Here is a 19654-nt window from a genome sequence, read left to right as displayed (position 1 = left end):
TCTACGCGGCGGGGCGCGGGTCCAGGCTCAACGAGCCGGGCAGGCCCGTGGAGTCGTAGTAGCCCACCACCCCCTCGGCGAAGTAGTGGCAGACGATCGAGCGGCGCGACAGGCCCAGGTCGCGCCGCAGCGATCCGGCGTGCATCAGGTTCTCGTGCCAGACCAGCACCGTGCCGGCCTTGGGGCGATAGACCTCGGGCTGGAAGCCGCCCTCCTGGAGCATGGACTGCCAGCGGGTGACCACCTTGTCGCCAAAGGCCGTCCAGTCGCCGTTCTCGACGACCGGCAGATCGACGCTGGCGCGATAGACGCGCGGCAGGCGGTGCGTGCCCGGATAGACGACCAGCTCGCCGGACTCGGGCTGGACGTCCTCCAGCGCGGTCCAGACGCCGCACATGTATCCGGCGGGGAAGGCCGTCAGGTGGATGGTGTCTTGGTGGTGATCCTGCTGGGAGCCGAAAACATAGCTCAACGACTGGCAGGGCCGGGCGGGGGCGTCGAAGATCAGGTCCAGAAGCTTCAGGACCTTCGGGTGCTGCCACAGCCCCCGCACGGCGGGATAGTGCTCATGCAGGTTATGCAGCCGTTGGCTGGAGCCCCATTCATAGCCTTCCCGCTTCTGGGCGACGGCGTCGTCCATCGCCGCGTTGAGGGCGGTCAGCTCCTCCGCGCCCACCACATCGGGCAGGATCATGAAGCCGTTGGCGAGGAAGCCGCGCAGCGCCTCGGCCTCGTCGGCCTCGATCTGGCCGTTGGCGAGCAGGGCGTCGACATGGGCGTTGGCGACCTCGGGCGCCTGGTCGAACCACGGGCGCAGGTCCTGGTCGGCATAGTCGTAGAGGTCGCTGCCCAACGTATCGGCCACCAGCGGCGTGTCGCTGGCGCTCAGGCTGGCGGCGACGCGCTCGGCCAGGCCACCCTGGACCCGCGCCTTGGCCACGACCGACGTCCGCGCCAGGACCGCGCCGCCAGCGTCGAAGAGCTCCACCTGGAACCCATGGTCGCCTCCGCCCAGCAGATGGCCGTGGATCGACAGCCGCCGCTCTTGACGCTGCTCGGCGCCCTTGATGTCGGCTTCATAGGCCGTCGCGCCGTTCGGGCCGCGAACCACGAGGCGCGCGTCGGTTGGGCAGGACACCTGAACGTGCAGCGGGATCAGGCCCGCGGTCGGCGCGCCGGGACATGACGCGGTCAATGGGGCTAGCGAGGATTCCGCGGACGCCTGGGACGACTTTTCTCGACGCACGACGTTAAGCAGGCGACGCCACATGCGGACTCTCTACCCGGTTGAGTTATCGATCCCGGCACGTTTGGGCCGCTTCCCGCCGACGTTCAAGCCATCAAAGGCGCCGCGCGGCGAAATCCGCCCGGGCCGCGAACGCCTTGCGGCTCAGGCCGCCGCGCGGGTGTCGGGCGTCGCGGCCCGCGCGCCGGTCTTTCGCCCGAACGCCATAACCCCGTCATCCACCTTGCCAAAGCGCAGGGTCATCAGGTCGAGCGCGTAGTTCTGGTGCGCCTTCCACGGCGCCTTGGGCCCCTGTTTCGGGAACTGGCCGATCGAGCGGGTGACGTAGCCCGACGAGAAGTCCAGCCACGGCGCGATCGGCATGTTGGGGTCGTCGATGCGCGGGACGCAGAAGTCCACATGCGCGCGGTCCAGATGCTTGAGCAGGCGGCAGACATATTCGCTGGTCAGGTCCGCCTTCAGCGTCCAGCTGGCGTTGGTGTAGCCGAAGGCCGAGGCCAGGTTCGGCACGCCGCTGAACATCATGCCCTTGTAGCTGAACGCCTTGGAGAGGTCGGTCACCTTGCCGTCGACCACGACCTCCATGCCGCCCAGCAGCTGGAGTTGCAGGCCCGTGGCGGTGACGACCACGTCGGCCTTCAGGGTCTTGCCGGATTTCAGCAGGATCCCGTCCTCGGTGAAGCTCTCGATCTGGTCCGTGACGACCGAGCTTGTCCCGGCCTTGATCGAGTCGAAGAGGTCGGCGTCCGGCACCAGGCACAGGCGCTGGTCCCAGGGATTGTACTTGGGCGTGAAGTGGGTCGCGACGTCGTAGTCGGGACCCAAGTGCTCGCGGACCAGGTCCAGCAGGCGCTCCTTGGTCTTCTCGGGCTTCTTGCGGGCCAGGTTGAAGAACAGGAGCTGCAGGATGACGTTCTTCCAGCGGGTGATGCCATAGGCGGTCATGGCCGGCAGCTTGGTCCGCAGCCAGTTGGCCAGGCCGTCCTCGGCCGGGCGCGAGACCACGTAGGTCGGCGAGCGCTGCAGCATCACGACGTGCGCGGCGGTCTTGGCCATCTCCGGCACCAGGGTCACGGCGGTGGCGCCGCTGCCGATCACCACGACCTGCTTGCCGGCGTAGTCGAGGTCCTCGGGCCAATGCTGCGGGTGGACGATGCGACCCTTGAAGCGCTCGGTTCCGGCGAAGTCCGGCGTATAGCCCGCCGAGTAGCGGTAGTAGCCCGAGCACATGTAGAGGAAGCCGCAGCTGAACGTGACGATCTGGCCGTCGTGCTCGGCCTCGACGGTCCAGGTCGCGGTCTCCGTCGACCAGCTGGCCCGCTTGACCTTGTGGTTGAAGCGGATGTGGCGGTCGACGTCGTTCTCGCGCGCGGTCTCGCGGACATAGTTCAGGATTGAAGGCCCGTCGGCGATCGCCTTGGCCGCCTTCCACGGCTTGAAGGCGTAGCCCAGGGTGTACATGTCGCTGTCGGAGCGGATGCCGGGATAGCGAAACAGGTCCCAGGTGCCGCCGATCGCCTCGCGCCCTTCCAGGATCGCGAAGGTCTTGCCGGGGCAGTGCTTGCGCAGGTGATAGGCCGCGCCGATACCGGAGAGCCCGGCGCCGACGATCAGCACGTCCACGTGTTCCATCAGAATTCCGCCCCAGCTCGACGCCCGGCGGTTGATCCGCCGTGGCGATAGGTGAACATTGTTCAGGAACAAAACGACCGTTTTGACCGAACGTCAACCGCGATAGCGCCTCAACATGAGCGTCGCGCGGGTTTTGATTGCGTACGGAGGCGGCGAAGGCTTAAGCGGTGGTCCCATGTCTCTGCGCGACTTCGGCGTTCTGGTCCTGATCTGTCTGGCCTGGGCCGGCAGCAACATCGTCTCGAAGCTGGTCGTCGCGCACTGGGGCGTGCCGCCGCTCTATTACGCGGCCGTTCGCTTCGCCTTGGTGGCGGTCATCACCCTGCCATGGCTGTTTCCCGCACCGAGGCCGACCTGGCGGATGGTGCTGGTGGGTCTCCTGATGGGGGGCGGCAACTTCGCGCTGCTGTTCATGGGCTTGACGACCGCCTCGCCCTCGGCGGCGGCGGTGGTGATCCAGCTTGGGGTGCCGTTCACGACGGTGCTGTCGGTGCTGATGCTGGGCGAGCGCATCCGCTGGCGGCGGGGCCTCGGCATCGCGCTCACCCTGCTGGGCGCGGTGGTGGTGATGTGGAGCCCGCATGGTTTCGAGCTGTCGCCGGGCCTCTGGCTGATCGTCGCGGCGGCCTTCACCGGCTCGCTGGGCGCGGTGATGATGAAGCGGATCGAGGGTGTCAAACCGCTGCAGTTCCAGGCCTGGGTCGGCTTTTCGTCCCTGTGGCCCCTGGCGGTCATGAGCGCGGTGATGGAGCCGGGGCAGGTGGCGGCGGGCCTCCGCGCCGGCTGGCCGTTCCTGGGCGCGGTGGTGTTTTCGGCGCTGGTGGTTTCGGTCGTGGCCCATACGGCCTATTACGGGCTGATCCAGCGCTACGAGGCTAACCTGATCGCGCCGCTGACCCTGATGACGCCGCTCTTCACGATCGGCATGGGCGTGGTGATCACCCACGACCCCTTCGGTCCGCGGATGGGGATCGGGGCGGCCCTGGCGCTGCTCGGCGTTCTGATCATCGCGCTTCGGCGGAATCAGGTCATGCCGCTGTTGATGTCGATCCGGAACCGCGTCCAATGAGCATGCCCCTTATCGAGGCCCCGTCGCCCAATTTCGACGCCCGCAAGGCGGTGCCGGACATGGTCGTCCTGCACTATACGGGCATGGAGACCGGCGAGGGCGCGATCGAGCGGCTGCGCGATCCCGAGGCCAAGGTCTCGGCGCACTATTGCGTCGAGGAGGACGGCCGGATCTTCCGCCTGGTGCCCGAGGAGCGCCGGGCCTGGCACGCCGGCGCGGCCTTCTGGAAGGGCGTCAAGGACATCAACTCGGCCTCGATCGGCATCGAGATCGTCAATCCTGGCCACGAGTTCGGCTATCGCCCGTTCCCGGAGGCCCAGATCGCCGCGGTGATCAACCTGCTGGCCGACGTGCGCTCGCGCTGGATGATCCCCGACAGCCGCATTCTCGGCCATTCCGACGTCGCCCCCGCCCGCAAGGTCGATCCGGGCGAGCTCTTCCCCTGGAAGCGCCTGGCCGAGAGCGGCCACGGCCTGTGGATCGAGCCCCCGCCGTCGCCCGGCGCGCCGCTGGGCCAGGGCGAGGAGGGGACCGGTGTCTTCGCGCTGCAGGCCGGCCTGACGCGCCTGGGCTTCGACTGCGCCCCGACCGGCAAGTACGACGAATGGACCACGACCGTGGTCGCCGCCTTCCAGCGCCACTGGCTGCAGAGCCGTTTCGACGGCGTCGCCGACGGCGAGACCCGGGCGCGGCTGGTCGGCCTGCTGCGCGCGGCGGCTGACTGATGAGGCGGCCGCGTCTGGTCGGCGTCGGCGGAGCCATCTTGATTGTGGTGCTGTTCACGGGCCTCGGGCTGCTGGTCGGCGACCAGCCTCCGTTCCTCGCGGTCGGACTCGGCCTCCTGATCGGGGGCGCCTGGTTCCGGTCGCGGTGCCGCTCATGCGGCTTTCCGGTGCTGCGCAAGGACCTGGGCGCGCATCTGCCGCCGCGTTGGCGCTACACGCGGATGTTTCCGAAAAACGCGCGGTGCGAGCGTTGTGGGGGAGAAACCTGATGCATCCGGCTCCGGCCTTCCACGTCGAGCACCGCGCGGTCCTGCTGGACTTCCTGCGGGCCCATCCGTTCGTGACCATCGCCGCCAGCGTTGGCGGCCGGCCGATGGTCGCGCAGTCGCCGGTGGTGATCCGCGAGTTGGACGGGGAGATCGCCCTCGATTTCCACCTGTCGCGCGGCAACGTGCTGACGCCGCACCTGACTCAAGGCTTTCGCGCGGTGGTCTTGGCCACCGGCCTCGACGCCTATGTCAGCCCCGACTGGTACGAGAGCGCCGACCAGGTGCCGACCTGGAACTACCAGTCCGTCGAGGCCGAGGGCTCCGTGGCTCCGCTGGATGAGGCGGAACTGATCGCGCTGCTCGACGACCTGTCGGCCCAGGAGGAGGCCCGCCTTCTCCCGAAGACGCCCTGGACCCGCGACAAGATGAAGGCCGGCAAGTTCGAGGCTCTGCTGCGCGGCATCCAGGGCGGCCGGCTGTTCGTCGAGCGCCTGGAGGGGACCTTCAAGCTCTCGCAGAACAAGAGCGACGCCGACCGCCTGGGCGCGGTCCGGGGGCTGGGCGATCATCCGATCGCGAACCTCGTGCGAGACCTTCCCTAATCGTGTCATCCCGGAAGCGCGAAGCGCTATCCGGGACCCAGGGGCGAGTGGCGGTGCGGCGGCCCCTGGGGCCCGGCTCTCCGCTACGCTGCGGCCGGGATGACATATGAAAAGTTGACCTCGTGGGCGAGCGAGGTCATTGAACCTCGGACCAGATGGTCGGGCGGTCGCGTCGTCTTCGGACGCCGAGGAAAGTCCGGGCTCCACGGTGACAAGGCGGTGGGTAACGCCCACCGGGAGCGATCCCAGGGATAGCGCCACAGAAAGCAAACCGCCTCCGGTTCGCCGGCGGTAAGGGTGAAAGGGTGGGGTAAGAGCCCACCGCGGACCTGGTGACAGGGACGGCATGGCAAGCCCCGCCTGGAGCAAGACCGAATAGGGACCCCGCGCCGACCTCGCGTCGGATAGGCCGTCACTGGCCGAGAGGGTCCGGGTAGGTCGCGAGAGCCGTCCAGCAATGGCCGGCCTAGAGGAATGATCGTCGCCGTCTCTCCTTTTCCCAAGGATTGGAGAGGCGGAACAGAACCCGGCTTATAGATCATCTGGTCCCCTTAAATCCTCCCCCCAACGGGGGAGGTGGCGCGAAGCGCCGGAGGGGGAAGCGCCTGCGCGCCTGCTTATCCCCTCTCCGTCGGCCGCGCCGACACCTCTCCCACGGGGAGAGGATTTCCTCGCCTTTCCCTGCCTCCCAACGGGTTCAACTGACACCGGTCGCCCCGTTCACTGAACAGTTCTGTGTATGTTCTGTTGATTAACTGGCGCGCCCAGTGGAGCGCCGGCGCGACACCTTTGAATTCTCGATGAAATGGCATTTGGTGTCATTGTATCCCAATTCATCCCATGTTAACCCAATTGCGTCGGGGCGATGTGGCGGGTCGCCGACCGACGTGGATCTGGCGGGGTTCAGCGTTCGTGTTTCTCTCGACCTTCGAGAAACAGCTCGACAGCAAGCGGCGCATCGTTGTGCCGCAGGAATTCCGCGCGGCCGTGTCCGGCCTGTTCGACGGCATTTTCTGCTTTCCCTCGATCGAGGCCGACTGCCTGGAGGCGGGCGGCAAGGCCCTGTTCGATCGCTACACGGGCGTGATCGAGGAGCTGCCGTTCGGCGATCCGATCCGCTCTGCGCTGGAGACCAGCGTCCTGGGCGGCTTGGCCAAGCTGTCGTTTGATACGGCTGGTCGCATTACCTTGCCCGACCATTTGTGCGAAATGTGCGGCCTCACGGATTGGGTTGCTGTCGTCGGTATGGGTGAGCGTTTTCAGGTTTGGTCCCGCGAGGCCTTCCAGGCCCATCGCGCGGCGCAGCGTGACCTGGCGCGCGAAGGCCTGGCCGCTTTGCGCGCCCAGCAGCGGGCCGCCCGCCTGGGCGTTGTGTCGTGAGCGCCGCGCCGCACATCTCGGTCCTGCTCGATGAGGTGGTCGAGGCGCTGGGCGCCGGCCCCGGCGACGTCGTCGTGGACGGCACCTTCGGCGCGGGCGGCTATACGCGCGCCGTGCTGGCCACCGGCGCCAGCGTCATCGGCTTCGACCGCGACCCAACCGTCCAGCGCTTCACCGAGGGCCTGCCCGCGGACCGCTTCCGCCTGATCCAGGCCCGCTTCTCCGAGATGCTCGATGAGCTGGGTCCGCAGTCTGTCGATGGCGTGATGCTGGACCTTGGCGTGTCGTCGATGCAGCTGGACCAGGCCGAGCGCGGCTTTTCGTTCATGCGCGACGGGCCGCTGGACATGCGGATGGGCGACGCCGGACCGACCGCCGCCGACCTCGTGAACACCCTGGATCACGCCGAGCTGGCCAAGATCCTCTACGTCTATGGCGAGGAGCACGCCTCGCGCCGCATCGCCAGCTTCATCCTTCGCCGCCGCGGGGAGCGCCCGTTCGAGCGCACCCTGGACCTGGCCGAGGTGATCGAGCGGGCGGTCGGCGGCCGCAAGGGCGCCAAGGTCCACCCCGCCACCCGCTCGTTCCAGGGTCTGCGCATCGCGGTCAACGACGAGCTGGGCGAACTGGAGGCGGGTCTGGTCGCCGCCGAGCGCGTGCTGAAGCCTGGCGGTCGTCTGGTCGTGGTGACCTTCCACTCGCTGGAAGACCGTATCGTCAAGGCGTTCCTGGCCGAGCGCGCCGGCCGCACGCCCGGCGGTTCGCGCCACGCGCCGCCGGTGCAGGCGGGCGCCCAGCCCAGCTTCCAACTGATCTCGAACAAGGCGATCGCGCCGGGCGAGGCCGAACTGGCCGCCAATCCGCGCGCCCGCTCGTCCAAGCTGCGCGCGGCCGTGCGCACGGAAGCCCCCGTCTGGGAGGCCGCCGCATGAGCTTCATGGAGCTCTTCAATCGGCGGGTGCGTGGCTTCCGGGTCGTCGAGGTCGTGGGCCTGGGCCTGCTCTTGACCCTGGTCACCAGCGTCTATCTGGCCAAGACCTTCGCCGGCCGCGAGCGCCAGGAGATCGCCCGCATCCAGCAGGAGATCGACGACGAAGCCGTGCGCAAGCGCCTGCTCGAGGCCGAGGTCGCCCACCTGGAGCAGCCGCGCCGCATCGAGCAGCTGGCGCGGATGATGCAGTTGCAGCCGATCGCGCCCGATCGCGAGATCACCGAGGACGCCCTGATCGACGTGGCGCGTCGCCGCGAGCTGCCCCGCGCGCCGGTCACGGCCGCGCCCGAGGCGACCGACGTGATGGCCGCCGACGCGCCCGAGCCGCTGCCGGAAGACGCGCCGCCGCCGCCGCCCTCTTCGGGAGGCCCGCGATGAGCCTGTCGAACCTCGGGCCGGGCGGCTTCCATTCTCCCGCCTGGCGGTGGTTGATCGAGCGTGTCTGGCGCCTGGAGCACGCCTTCGAGCGATCGCGCGCCGCCGCCAAGCCGCAGGACGACACGCGCATCCGCATCTTCCTGGTGATGGTGTTCTTTGGCCTGTGCTTCGTGGGCGTGGCGCTGGGCGCCGGCTGGTCGGCGTTGTTCTCGAACGCCGGGCGCGGCAACGGTTACGCTCAGGGCACGGAAGGCGCGCGTGGCGATCTGGTCGACCGCAACGGCAAGCTGCTGGCCGTCGACCTGGCCCACTACGCGCTCTATGTCGACCCGCGCGAGGTCTGGGACGCCAAGGAAACGCGCCGCGCGCTGGGCAAGGCTCTCCCGCAAGTGCCGGCCAAGCGCCTGGACAAGATCGTGTTCGGCGACCACCGCACCTTCGTCGTCGGCGGCCTGACCCCCGACGAGAAGGACGCCATCTTCAACCTCGGCCTGCCGGGGATCTCATTCGAGGAACAGGAACGGCGGATGTATCCGCTGGGGCCGACGGCCGCGCACCTGGTCGGCTTCGTCGATAGTGGCGGCAAGGGGCTGGCCGGCGCCGAGCGCGCCCTGGACGATCCGATCCGCAAGGCCATGGGCGGCGAGGGCGGTCCGGTCCAGTTGTCGATCGATGTCCGCGTCCAGGCCGCGCTCGAGGACGAGCTGCGCAAGGCCGCCGCCGAGTTCACGCCCAAGGGGGCGGTGGGCCTGGTGACCAATGTCCATACCGGCGAGATCCTGGGCCTGGCCAGCCTGCCCGACTACGACGCCAACAAGGCTGGGCAGGCCACGGATGACCAGCGCCTGAACCGCGCCGCCGCCTCGGTTTACGAGATGGGCTCGACCTTCAAGGCGTTCACGGTCGCGATCGGTCTGGACACCGGCGTGGCGACGCCCGCCTCGACCTTCGACGCGCGCGAGCCCTACAAGCTGGGCTATCGCACGATCCACGACTACCACGCGGCCAAGGCCATTCTGAATCTGGTGGAGGTCTTCCAGCACTCGTCGAACATCGGCACCGCCATGCTGGCCGAACGGGTGGGCGGCGAGCGCCTGTCGCAATACTTCGCGGCCCTGGGCCTAACCAAGCCGGCCAAGGTCGAACTGATGGAGTCGGCGCGGCCCCTGACCCCCCGCAAGTGGGACATGGACGCCGTCGCCTCCACCTCGTTCGGCCACGGCATCAATGTCAGCCCTCTGGCCCTGGCCCAGGCGATGGGCGCGCTGCTGAACGGCGGCAAGATGCTGCCGCTGACCATCAGGAAGATGCCGGACGGCGTGCGCCCGGAAGGGACGCGCGTGCTTTCGGAGAACACCTCGGCCGAGATGCTGAAGATCATGCGCGCCAACGTCATTCCGGGCGAGGGCGGCAGCGGCGGCAAGGCCGACGTGCCCGGCCTGTCGGTCGGCGGCAAGACCGGCACCGGCGAGAAGTACGACCCGTCCATCCGCGGCTACAACCACCAGCGCCAGGTCTCGTCGTTCGCGGCGGTGTTCCCGACCGAGGGCCCGCTGGAGGCCGACCGCTACTTCGTGCTGATCCTGATGGACGAGCCGCACGGCACGGCCGCTTCTTTCGGCTTCTCGACCGGCGGCTGGGTGGGCGCGCCGGCGGCCGGCAAGGTGATCGAGCGCATCGCGCCGTTCCTCGGCGTGCGCAGGAAGCAAGACCTGGTGACCCTCGCCGCTCCCCCCAAGAACGCCGCTCCGGAGGCGGGCCTATGACCAAGCGTTTGTCCGAACTGTTCAACCGCCCCTTCGCCAACGACCCGGTGATCGCCGGCGTCACCGCCGACAGCCGCAAGGTCACGGCCGGCTGGCTGTTCGCCGCCCTGCCGGGGACCAAGGTCGACGGCCGCGACTTCGCCGAGGGCGCGGTGGCCAAGGGCGCCGCCGCCATCCTGGCCCCCGAGGGCGGTCTCGAAGGCTTGGGCGTTCCGGTGGTGCGCTCGGAAGACGCCCGTCGCGCCTACGCCTTGGCCTCGGCGGCCTTCTGGGGCAAGCAGCCGGACATGTGCGTCGCCGTCACCGGCACCAACGGCAAGACCTCGGTCGCCGGCTTCTGCCGCCAGATCTTCGCCCAACTGGGCCACAAGGCCGCCAGCATGGGCACGCTGGGCGTCGTGGTCAGCGAAGCGGGCCAGCCCGACCAGCAACTGACCCCGCCGGGCCTGACCACGCCGGACGCCGGCGACGTCGCCGAGATGATCGCGCGCCTGGCCGACATGGGCGTCACCCACCTGGCCCTGGAGGCCAGCTCGCACGGCGTCGACCAGCGCCGCGTCGATGGGGTCAAGCTGCGCGCCGCCGGCTTCACCAACTTCACCCAGGATCACCTCGACTATCACGGCTCGATGGAGGCCTATCGCGCCGCCAAGCTACGCCTGTTCGACACGCTTACCCCCGCGGGAGCGATGGCCGTGCTGAACGCCGACAGCGAGGCCTTCCCGACCTTCGCCTCGGCCGCCGTGACCTCGGGCCAGAGCGTGTTCTCGGTCGGCGAAGACGGGCAGGGCCTGCGCCTGCTGTCGCGCACGCCGACCCCGGCCGGCCAGGATCTGGTGGTCGAGACGGGCGGCCAGACCTATGAGATCCGCCTGCCGCTGGCCGGCGCCTTCCAGGCCTCGAACGTGCTGGTCGCGGCGGGCCTGTGCGTGGCCGCCGGCGAGGACGTCGGCAAGGTTCTGAAGGCGCTGGAAAATCTCGAAGGCGCCGCCGGTCGCCTGCAGCGCGTCGGGCGCGGTCCCAAGGGCGGCGAGGCCTATGTCGACTACGCCCATACGCCGGATGGCCTGCAAACGGTGCTGGAGGCCTTGCGTCCGCACACGCGCGGCAAGCTGATCGCCGTCTTCGGCGCGGGCGGCGATCGCGACCGGGGCAAGCGGCCCCTGATGGGCGCGATCGGCGCGAAGCTCGCGGACATCGCCATCGTCACAGACGACAATCCGCGCTCGGAAGACCCCGCCTCGATCCGCGCCGCCATTCTCGAGGCCGCCCCGGGCGCGCGCGAGATTGGCGACCGCCGCGCCGCCATCCGCGCCGCCGTCGAGCTGCTGGCCGACGGCGACGTGCTGGTCGTCGCCGGCAAGGGCCACGAGCAGGGCCAGATCGTCGCCGGCGTGGTCCATCCGTTCGACGACGTGGCCGAGACCCTCGCGGCCCTGGAGGGCGTTGATGCGTAACGCCCTCTGGACCGCTGACGAGATCGCCCAGGCGGTCGGCGGCCAGGTCGCCGGCGACTTCGCCGCGACCGGCGTCTCGATCGACACCCGCTCGGTGGAGCAGGGCGACCTGTTCGTGCCGCTGGTCGGCGCGCGCGACGGTCATGACTTCGTCCCGCAAGCCGTGGCCAATGGCGCGGCCGGCGTCCTGGCCGCCAAGCCGGTGGACGCCCCGGCGGTGATGGTCGCCGACACCTTCAAGGCGCTGGAAGCCCTGGGCGTCGCCGCTCGCGAGCGCGCGCCCCGGTGCAAGCGCGGCGCGGTGACCGGCTCGGTCGGCAAGACCAGCGTCACCCGCGCGGTCGAGGCCGGCCTGCGCCTGGCCGGCAAGGCCCACGCCTCGGTGAAGAGCTACAACAACCACATCGGCGTGCCGCTGACCCTGGCGCGGATGCCGCGCGACACCGAGCGGGCGGTGTTCGAGATCGGCATGAACCACGCGGACGAGATCGTCCCGCTGTCGGGCTTCGTCCAGCCGCACGCGGTGGCGATCACCACCGTCGGCCCGGTGCACATCGAGAACTTCCCGGACGGCGAGGCGGGCGTCGCTCGCGCCAAGGCCGAGATCTTCGCGGGCCTCCGGCCGGGCGGGATCGCGGTGCTGAACGCCGACAACCGCTGGTTCGACTATCTGAAGGGCGAGGCCGAGAAGGTCGGGGCGAGCGTCTGGAGCTTCGGCGAGGCCGCCGGCGCGACCGCGCGGCTGACGGGCTTCTCCGTCGAAGGCGAGGGGGCCACGGTCTCCGTTGATCTGCGCGGCGAGGCGCTGAGCTTCCCGATCCGCCAGACCGGCGTCCACTGGGGCCCCAACAGCCTGTGCGTGCTGCTGATGCTGGAAGCGCTGGACGTGCCGCGCGAGACCGCCCTGGCGGCGTTGGCGGCCTTCGCCCCGATCGAGGGGCGCGGCGCCGAAAAGACCGTCCGCATCGGCGGCGGCGCCTTCACCCTGGTCGACGAGAGCTACAACGCCAATCCGGTCTCGATGCAGGCCGCCTTGAAGACGCTGGGCGCGCGCAAGGTCGCCGGTCGAAGGATCGTGGCGCTGACCGACATGCTCGAATTAGGCGAGGACTCCGCCCGGTTTCACGCCGAGCTTGCGGAGCCCATCGCGGCTGCAAACGTTGACATGGTTTTTCTCGCGGGCGTCCACATGAAATCGCTGTGGGAGGCGCTTCCGCCGACTCGGCGGGGCGGTTACGCGATGGTTACCGAAGAGTTAATGGCGAAGCTGGCGGGGGCGATCCGGCCCGGCGACGTGGTGATGGTGAAGGGGTCGAACGGCTCCAGGGCAGGGCTTCTGGCTCAGGCCTTGGCGACGCTCGATCTTGAGGAACGGGTCTGATGTTGTACTTCCTGTATGAATGGCTGGCGCGCTCGCAAGAGCACGTGCCCATGCTTAACCTGTTGAAGTACCTGACCTTCCGGTCCGGCATGGCCATGCTGACGGCCTATATCGTCGCCGTGGCGATGGGTTCGCGCTTCATCCGCTGGATGAAGACCAAGCAGGGCAAGGGCCAGCCGATCCGCACCGACGGCATCGCCCGTCACGTCACCGAAAAGGCCGGCACGCCCACCATGGGCGGCTTCATGATCCTGGCCGGCCTGTTCGTCGGCGCCCTGCTGTGGGCCGACCTGCGCAACGTCCACGTCTGGGTCGTGCTGCTGGTCACCGGCAGCTACGGCTTGCTGGGCTTCATGGACGACTACGCCAAGGTCACCAAGCAGACCACGGCCGGCCTCTCCAGCGTCCAGAAGCTGATTGCCCAGTTCATCGTCGCCATCGCCGCCACCGTGATCCTGATCCTGTTCGCGCCGAAGTCGCCGATGACGCCGGGCATGGAGACCAGTGTGGTCTTCCCGATCTTCAAGGCGCTGGTGATCAATCTGGGCTGGTTCTACGTGGCCTTCGCCGCGATCACGATCGCCGGCTTTTCCAATGCGGTAAACCTGACGGATGGGCTCGATGGCCTGGCCATCGTGCCGGTAATGTTCGCCGCCTCGACCTTCGGCCTGATCGCCTACCTCGTCGGCAACTACAAGTTCGCCGACTATCTGAACCTGCACTTCGCGCCGGGCGTCGGCGAGCTGGCGGTGCTGTGCGGCGCGATCATCGGCGGAGGCATGGGCTTCCTCTGGTACAACGCCCCGCCGGCCAAGATCTTCATGGGCGACACCGGCTCGCTGGCCCTGGGCGGCGCCCTGGGCGCGATCGCCGTCTGCGCCAAGCACGAGCTGGTTCTGGGCATCGTCGGCGGTCTGTTCGTGGCCGAGGCGCTGAGCGTCATGATCCAGGTCGCCTACTTCAAGAAGACCGGCAAGCGGGTCTTCTTGATGGCGCCGATCCACCACCACTTCGAGAAGCTGGGCTGGGCCGAGTCCACCGTCGTGATCCGCTTCTGGATCGTGTCGATGATTCTGGCCTTCGTCGGCCTCGCCACCCTGAAGCTACGGTAGGGGAGGCGCGTCGATGATCCCGGTCCGTGGTTTCGAGGGCAAGACCGTCGCGGTGTTCGGCCTGGGCCGCACCGGGCTCACGGCGGCGCGCGCCCTGATCGCGGGCGGGGCCAAGGTCGCCCTCTGGGACGAGAAGGTCGCCAGCCGCGAGGCCGCCGCCGCCGAGGGCTTCCCGGTCGTCGACCTCGAGGCCGCCGACTGGCGCCAGTTCGATGCGCTGATGCTGTCGCCGGGCGTGCCCCTGACCCATCCCAAGCCCCATTGGACCGTCCAGAAGGCCAAGGCCGCCGGCGTCGAGATCCTGGGCGATATCGAGCTGTTCGCCCGCACGGTCGCCGCCGCGCCGGTCCACAAGCGCCCGAAGATCATCGCCATCACCGGCACCAACGGCAAGTCGACGACCACCGCCCTGATCGGCCACCTGTGCGCCTCGGCCGGCCGCGACACGCGGGTCGGCGGCAATATCGGCCAGGGCGTGCTGGGCCTGGAGGACATGCACGGCGGCGCGGTCTACGTGCTGGAGCTGTCGTCCTATCAGCTGGACCTGACCTCCAGCCTGCATCCCGACGCGGTGGTGCTGCTGAACATCTCGCCCGACCACCTGGACCGCCATGGCGGCATGGACGGCTACATCGCCGCCAAGCGCCGGATCTTCCTGAACCAGGGCAAGGGCGACACGGCGATCATCGGGGTCGATGATCCCTGGTGCCAGCAGATCTGCACCGAGATCACCGCCGCCAACCGCCGCACCATCTGGCCGATCAGCGCCGGCAAGGCCATGGGCCGGGGCGTCTACGCCCTGCAGGGTGTGCTGTACGACGCCACAGGAGAGCGGGTGGTCGAGGTCGCCGACCTCTTGCGCGCCCGCAGCCTGCCGGGCCGCCACAACTGGCAGAACGCGGCCGCCGCCTACGCCGCCGCGCGGGCGATCGGCATTCCGATGCAGGACGCCGTCGACGGGCTGATGACCTTCCCGGGCCTGGCGCACCGGATGGAGACGGTCGGCAAGATCGGCAAGGTCCGCTTCGTCAACGACAGCAAGGCCACCAACGCCGACGCCGCGCGCCAGGCGATGTCCAGCTATCCGAAGTTCTATTGGATCGCCGGCGGCGTCGCCAAGGCTGGCGGCATCGACGACCTGAAGGACCTCTTCCCGCGCGTCGCCAAGGCCTATCTGATCGGCGAGGCGGCCGAGCCGTTCTCCTGGACCCTGGCCGGCAAGGCCGAGGTCGCGATGAGCGGCACGCTGGAGAGGGCGGTCCAACAGGCCTATGCCGACGCCGCCGCCAGCGGTGAGGAGGCAATCGTCCTGCTTTCGCCCGCCTGCGCTTCGTTCGACCAGTTCAGCGACTTCGAGGCGCGGGGCGAGGCGTTCCGCGCCGCCGTCAATGGCCTGGTCGGCGGCGGCAAGGCCGCCGTGGCCTAGACGATCATGAGCGAGCCGGCGGAGACGACCAACCCCGACCCCGCCGCCGCATCCCATCCTTGGCGCCGGGTCCTCCGCGTCGCCCTGACCGAGCGAGCCACCTTCCGCGACGCCCGCCGTCACGCCTTGCCGTGGCTGGCCTGGCTGCGCCGCCGCACCCGCTCGTCGGAGCTCTGGCTGATCGCGGTGGCCACGGTCGTGGGCATGACCGCCGGCGCCCTGGCGGTGCTGCAGGCCAAGCTCGCGCACGGAACCCAGGTCTGGCTGTTCGCCTTCGATCCCGACGAGCGCCTGTCGGCTCAGGCCATGGTCGAGCCTTGGAGGTTGCTGGCCATTCCGCTGGGCGGCCTGCTGCTGGGCTTGTTCACCGCGCTCGTCCTGCGCTTCCGCCCCAGTCCCGCCGTCGACCCCGTGGAGGCCAACGCCCTGCACGGCGGGCGGCTATCGATCCGCGACAGCGCCTTTATCTGCGGCCAGACCCTGATCTCCAACGGCTGCGGCGCCTCGGTGGGCTTGGAGGCCGCCTACGCCCAGGCCGGCGGGGCGGCGGCGTCGTGGGTGGGCCAGAAGCTCAGTCTGCGACGGGGCGACCTGCGGATCCTGGTCGGCGCCGGGGCGGGCGCGGCCATCGCCGCGGCGTTCGGCGCGCCACTGACCGGCGCCTTCTATGCGTTCGAGATCGTCATTGGCGCCTACACCGTCGCCAACATCGCGCCCGTCGCGGCCGCCGCCCTGGCCGGCGTGCTGGTCGCCAAGGCGCTGGGCTCCACGCCCTATCTGATCAAGACCTCGGTCGTGACCATCTCGTCCTGGACCGACTACCTGCTCTACGGGCTGCTGGGCCTGGTCGCGGCGCTGTTCGGCGTGGCGCTGATGCGGGCCGTGGCGGTCGCCGACCGTTGGGTCGCCAAGGCCGCGCCGCCGCGCTGGGCCCGGCCGGCGATCGGCGGTCTCGCGCTGGCCGCCATGGCCATGGTCACGCCCCAGACCTTGTCCGGTGGTCACGGCGCGCTGCATCTGGATCTCAATGGCGACCTGCCGCTGAAGCTTCTCCTGGTCCTGATCCTGATGAAATCGGTGGCCTCGATCATCTCGCTGAGTTTCGGCTTCCGGGGCGGCCTGTTCTTCGCGGCCCTGTTCCTGGGCGCGCTGATGGGACAGTCGTTCTCGGACCTCGTGAGCGTGGTGGCCGGGGAGGGGCGGCTGGATCCGATCGCCGCCTCGCTGGTCGGCATGGGCGCGCTGGGCGTGGCCATCGTCGGCGGACCTTTCACCATGTCGTTCCTGGTGCTGGAGGCCACGGGCGACTTCACGATCACCGCCGCCACCCTGGCCGCCTCGCTGATCGCCAGCGCCGTGGTGCGCGAGACCTTCGGCTATTCGTTCTCGACCTGGCGGCTGCACCTGCGCGGCGAGACCATCCGCAGCGCTCACGACGTGTCGTGGATGAGAAACCTGACCGCCGGCAAGATGATGCGCCGCGACGTCAAGACCGTCCCCGCCGCCACCAGCCTGGCCGAGTTCCGCCGCCGCTTCCCCCTGGGCTCGACCAAGCGCGCCGTTCTGACCGGCGAGACCGGCCGCTACGCCGGGATCGTCGCCACGGCCGCCGTCTACGCCCAGCCGCCCGAGAGCGAGGCGCCGCTCGCGTCGCTGGCCGCCAACGCCGACGTCGCCCTGACGCCCGAGCTGTCGATCAAGGCGATCATGACCGCCTTCGACGAGACCGGCGCCGACGAACTGGCCGTGGTGGACGAAGGCGGCGAGGTCATCGGCCTGATCACCGAAGCCCACGTCACGCGGCGCTATGCGGAAGAGCTGGAGAAGGCGCGGCGGGAGCTGACGGGGGACACGGGGTAGGGGGCGGCTTGCGACCCTAGGCGGCCACTAAGGCGTTCCGTTTTTTCCGAGCGGGGCCTCCGCGAGAGCATAAAGAACGTGTGCTTGCCTAATCGGTCACCCGGTTCGAGAACTACGTCATGATGGTCTCGATTTCACCAGCCGACGGAAAATCCGCGAGCGTTGTTCAAGATTTATGTGCGGAGAGTATGACGCCTCAAGCTGCGAGTGACTTCAGACGGTTTGGTCCCATCACGCAAATCAGCGGGACTGTCCTGCTGATTTTGCTAGCGTTGCTCTTCAGTGCGATCCTGTTCAGCTTGTTCGGCACCACCCGGCTTTCCATGGTTTTCCTTGGCGCTGTTCTTCTAGCAGCGCTGGCGTTTGGGGCCCGATCCGGGCTGTTTGGCGCCATCTTGGCGTTCGCTTGCTACAACTTCACTTTGACTGAACCCCGTTTCACTTTCGAGTTCGCCGGACCGGAAGATGTGCTGACTCTAGCCCTGTTTTTGGTCGTGGCGCTGACGACCGGGGGCTTGGCCGGGCGCGTCCGGGAAAGTGAGCGCATCGAGCGTGAACGAGCCGACCAGTTGGCCGCCCTGCTGGAAGCCAGTCAGGCCCAGACCGCGACCGACGAGCCGGAACAGATCCTGGCCGACCTTCAGCAGAGATTGGCGACCGTCACCTGCGGCCCCGTCGTTGTTTGCCTGCCGGGCGGAGACAGACCCTCCGAGGAGATGGATGATGTCGCGTGGCGTGGGCTGATCGACAGCGAGAGCGGCCCCGCGACAACCCGGCGAAGCGGACCATGGCGTGCGCGTCGGCTCGGATCGAGCCCCGATGCGCCGGTGGCCGCATGGCGCTCTGCCGACCCAGCGGATCCGCGAACCGAGGCGCTTTGCAAGGTGCTCGTCGATCTGGCCGCGGTCTCGCTGGAGCGCGCCCGGCTGAGCCAGATCAGGAGCCGCACCGAGGCTGACCGCCAAGCCGCCGCCCTCAGGGACGCGGTTCTGGCCTCGCTGTCGCACGACCTGCGCACGCCCCTGGCGTCAATCCTCGCCTCAAGCACCAGCTTGCGGGACTACGATGACCGCTTCGATCCGGCGACGCGACAGGGGCTGGTCGCGGACATCATCGGGGAGACCGACCGGCTCAATCGCTACGTCGGCAATCTGCTGAACCTGACCCGCATCCAGGCGGGAGCGCTGCGGCCGACTGTATCGCCGGTCAACCTCGCCGATCTGCTCGACCAAGCCGCTCACCGCGCCGGGCGGCCCACACTGGGCATTGCGGGATCGGCCGGGAAGACCGTCATGGTCGAGGCCGATCCGCTGTTGCTGGAACAAGTTCTGTTCAACGTCATCGACAACGCCCTCACCCATGCCGGTGCGGACGCGCACATCGACGTCGACGTCGCGACGGATGGTCGTCAGGTTGATTTGTCGATCATTGATAACGGACCCGGCGTGCCGCTCGAGGACACGGCGCGCATCTTCGAAACCTTCATGCAGGCGAGACCGACGGACGGTCGCCGTGGAGCAGGTATCGGGCTGTCGGTCGCTCGGGGCTTCATGAAGGCGATGGGCGGCGGGATTTCCGCCGGGCCGCGCGAGGACGGCGCCTCGGGACTGGTTGTCACCCTGCGGCTGAAGGGAAGCGTAGCCGATGCCTAGGCTGGTTCTCATCGAAGACGAGCCCGCGATCATCCGATCCTTGTCACCCGCTCTGTCGGCCGAGAATTGGTCGGTGTCCGGCTGCGAAAGGGGCGCGGAAGGATTAAGGCTGATCGCCCAGGAGGGCTGCGACGTCGTCCTGCTGGACCTCGGATTGCCCGACATGGATGGCAAGGAGGTCATCGCACGGCTGCGCGAGTGGTCCGAGGTCCCGATCATTGTCCTGAGCGCGCGCCATCAGGAGACGGAAAAGATCGCCGCGCTCGATCTCGGCGCCGACGATTTCGTCAACAAGCCCTTCGCCGTGGGCGAGCTGATGGCGCGGCTGCGGGCGGTGATGCGAGGGAGGGAACGGCGGTTCCTGTCCCAGTCCAGCTTCAACCTGGGGCCTCTGTCGATCGACTTTCTGACGCGGACCGTCCGGATCGAGGACCAAGAGATACACCTGACCAAGCGCGAGTACGACTTGGTCCGGACGCTGGCGCTACACGTCGGCCTGATCGTCACCCACCGTCAGCTGGCGGATTCGGTCTGGGGCCCGGGGATGAATGTCGAGCAGCAGGCTATCCGGGTCCTGGTCGCCCAGACGCGGCAGAAGCTGGAGCACGACCCGTCCCGGCCTCGATTGATCCTGACCGAGCAGGGGCTCGGCTATCGGCTGCGCGATCCGTCAGACTGACCCCGCGCGTTGCTTGGAGGTCTCGTCGC

The 19654-nt window shown here is 68.8% G+C and carries 17 protein-coding genes and 1 other RNA gene; 16 read left to right on the top strand and 2 right to left on the bottom strand.

The genetic code is table 11. The features are described 5' to 3' along the window. Position 1: 1 nt before the first annotated feature. Complete coding sequence (locus tag J2728_RS21745) at positions 2 to 1195, bottom strand: phytanoyl-CoA dioxygenase family protein (protein WP_310002278.1); 1194 nt, start codon at positions 1193 to 1195, stop codon at positions 2 to 4. Between the two features lie 195 nt (positions 1196 to 1390). Beyond that, positions 1391 to 2884, bottom strand: a complete 1494-nt coding sequence (locus J2728_RS21740) for a flavin-containing monooxygenase (RefSeq protein WP_310002333.1) — start codon at positions 2882 to 2884, stop codon at positions 1391 to 1393. A 169-nt stretch (positions 2885 to 3053) separates the two neighbouring features. Here J2728_RS21740 and J2728_RS21735 point away from each other — a divergent pair, with 169 nt between their 5' ends. The 16 genes from J2728_RS21735 to J2728_RS21655 all read left to right on the top strand — a co-directional run bounded on the left by J2728_RS21735 (position 3054) and on the right by J2728_RS21655 (position 19625). Next, complete coding sequence (locus J2728_RS21735; protein ID WP_310002276.1) at positions 3054 to 3947, top strand: DMT family transporter; 894 nt, start codon at positions 3054 to 3056, stop codon at positions 3945 to 3947. After that, positions 3944 to 4672, top strand: coding sequence for an N-acetylmuramoyl-L-alanine amidase (locus J2728_RS21730; RefSeq protein ID WP_310002275.1), 729 nt, complete (start codon positions 3944 to 3946; stop codon positions 4670 to 4672). The genes J2728_RS21735 and J2728_RS21730 overlap by 4 nt, the downstream gene beginning before the upstream one ends. A 38-nt stretch (positions 4673 to 4710) precedes the next feature. Further along, a complete protein-coding gene (locus J2728_RS21725) occupies positions 4711 to 4941 on the top strand; it encodes a hypothetical protein (protein WP_310002274.1) in 231 nt (76 codons plus the stop codon). Continuing rightward, positions 4941 to 5543: an FMN-binding negative transcriptional regulator gene (locus J2728_RS21720; RefSeq protein ID WP_310002273.1), complete on the top strand. Its 603-nt coding sequence runs from the start codon at positions 4941 to 4943 to the stop codon at positions 5541 to 5543. Before J2728_RS21725 ends, J2728_RS21720 begins: the two co-directional genes overlap by 1 nt. A 151-nt stretch (positions 5544 to 5694) precedes the next feature. Further along, positions 5695 to 6093, top strand: an RNA gene (gene rnpB / locus J2728_RS21710) — RNase P RNA component class A. Between the two features lie 362 nt (positions 6094 to 6455). Further along, positions 6456 to 6923: a division/cell wall cluster transcriptional repressor MraZ gene (locus tag J2728_RS21705; RefSeq protein WP_310002272.1), complete on the top strand. Its 468-nt coding sequence runs from the start codon at positions 6456 to 6458 to the stop codon at positions 6921 to 6923. Next, positions 6920 to 7855 (top strand): 16S rRNA (cytosine(1402)-N(4))-methyltransferase RsmH, encoded by a 936-nt coding sequence (gene rsmH / locus J2728_RS21700; protein WP_310002271.1) that lies wholly within the window; start codon positions 6920 to 6922, stop codon positions 7853 to 7855. The genes J2728_RS21705 and rsmH overlap by 4 nt, the downstream gene beginning before the upstream one ends. Then, positions 7852 to 8292 carry a cell division protein FtsL gene (gene ftsL / locus J2728_RS21695; RefSeq protein ID WP_310002270.1) on the top strand — a complete coding sequence of 147 codons (441 nt, stop codon included), beginning with the start codon at positions 7852 to 7854 and terminating at the stop codon, positions 8290 to 8292. The genes rsmH and ftsL overlap by 4 nt, the downstream gene beginning before the upstream one ends. Continuing rightward, positions 8289 to 10058, top strand: coding sequence for a peptidoglycan D,D-transpeptidase FtsI family protein (locus J2728_RS21690; protein WP_310002269.1), 1770 nt, complete (start codon positions 8289 to 8291; stop codon positions 10056 to 10058). The genes ftsL and J2728_RS21690 overlap by 4 nt, the downstream gene beginning before the upstream one ends. After that, positions 10055 to 11515 carry a UDP-N-acetylmuramoyl-L-alanyl-D-glutamate--2,6-diaminopimelate ligase gene (locus J2728_RS21685; RefSeq protein WP_310002267.1) on the top strand — a complete coding sequence of 487 codons (1461 nt, stop codon included), beginning with the start codon at positions 10055 to 10057 and terminating at the stop codon, positions 11513 to 11515. Before J2728_RS21690 ends, J2728_RS21685 begins: the two co-directional genes overlap by 4 nt. After that, a complete protein-coding gene (locus J2728_RS21680) occupies positions 11508 to 12896 on the top strand; it encodes a UDP-N-acetylmuramoyl-tripeptide--D-alanyl-D-alanine ligase (protein WP_310002266.1) in 1389 nt (462 codons plus the stop codon). Before J2728_RS21685 ends, J2728_RS21680 begins: the two co-directional genes overlap by 8 nt. Continuing rightward, a complete protein-coding gene (gene mraY, locus J2728_RS21675; protein ID WP_310002264.1) occupies positions 12896 to 14008 on the top strand; it encodes a phospho-N-acetylmuramoyl-pentapeptide-transferase in 1113 nt (370 codons plus the stop codon). The genes J2728_RS21680 and mraY overlap by 1 nt, the downstream gene beginning before the upstream one ends. Positions 14009 to 14021: 13 nt before the next feature. Further along, on the top strand, positions 14022 to 15434 hold the full coding sequence (murD, locus tag J2728_RS21670; protein ID WP_310002263.1) for a UDP-N-acetylmuramoyl-L-alanine--D-glutamate ligase: 1413 nt from the start codon (positions 14022 to 14024) through the stop codon (positions 15432 to 15434). Between the two features lie 6 nt (positions 15435 to 15440). Then, positions 15441 to 17294: a chloride channel protein gene (locus tag J2728_RS21665; protein WP_310002262.1), complete on the top strand. Its 1854-nt coding sequence runs from the start codon at positions 15441 to 15443 to the stop codon at positions 17292 to 17294. A gap of 119 nt (positions 17295 to 17413) precedes the next feature. Beyond that, positions 17414 to 18946: a sensor histidine kinase gene (locus tag J2728_RS21660; RefSeq protein ID WP_310002261.1), complete on the top strand. Its 1533-nt coding sequence runs from the start codon at positions 17414 to 17416 to the stop codon at positions 18944 to 18946. Further along, entirely contained in the window at positions 18939 to 19625 is a 687-nt protein-coding gene (locus tag J2728_RS21655; RefSeq protein WP_310002260.1) for a response regulator transcription factor, read from the top strand. Before J2728_RS21660 ends, J2728_RS21655 begins: the two co-directional genes overlap by 8 nt. The last annotated feature ends 29 nt before the right edge of the window (positions 19626 to 19654 follow it).

The sequence above is a fragment of the Caulobacter segnis genome (assembly GCF_031454995.1).
Classification (GTDB): Bacteria; Pseudomonadota; Alphaproteobacteria; order Caulobacterales; family Caulobacteraceae; genus Caulobacter; species Caulobacter segnis_E.
This window is presented reverse-complemented; position numbering and strand designations above follow the sequence as displayed.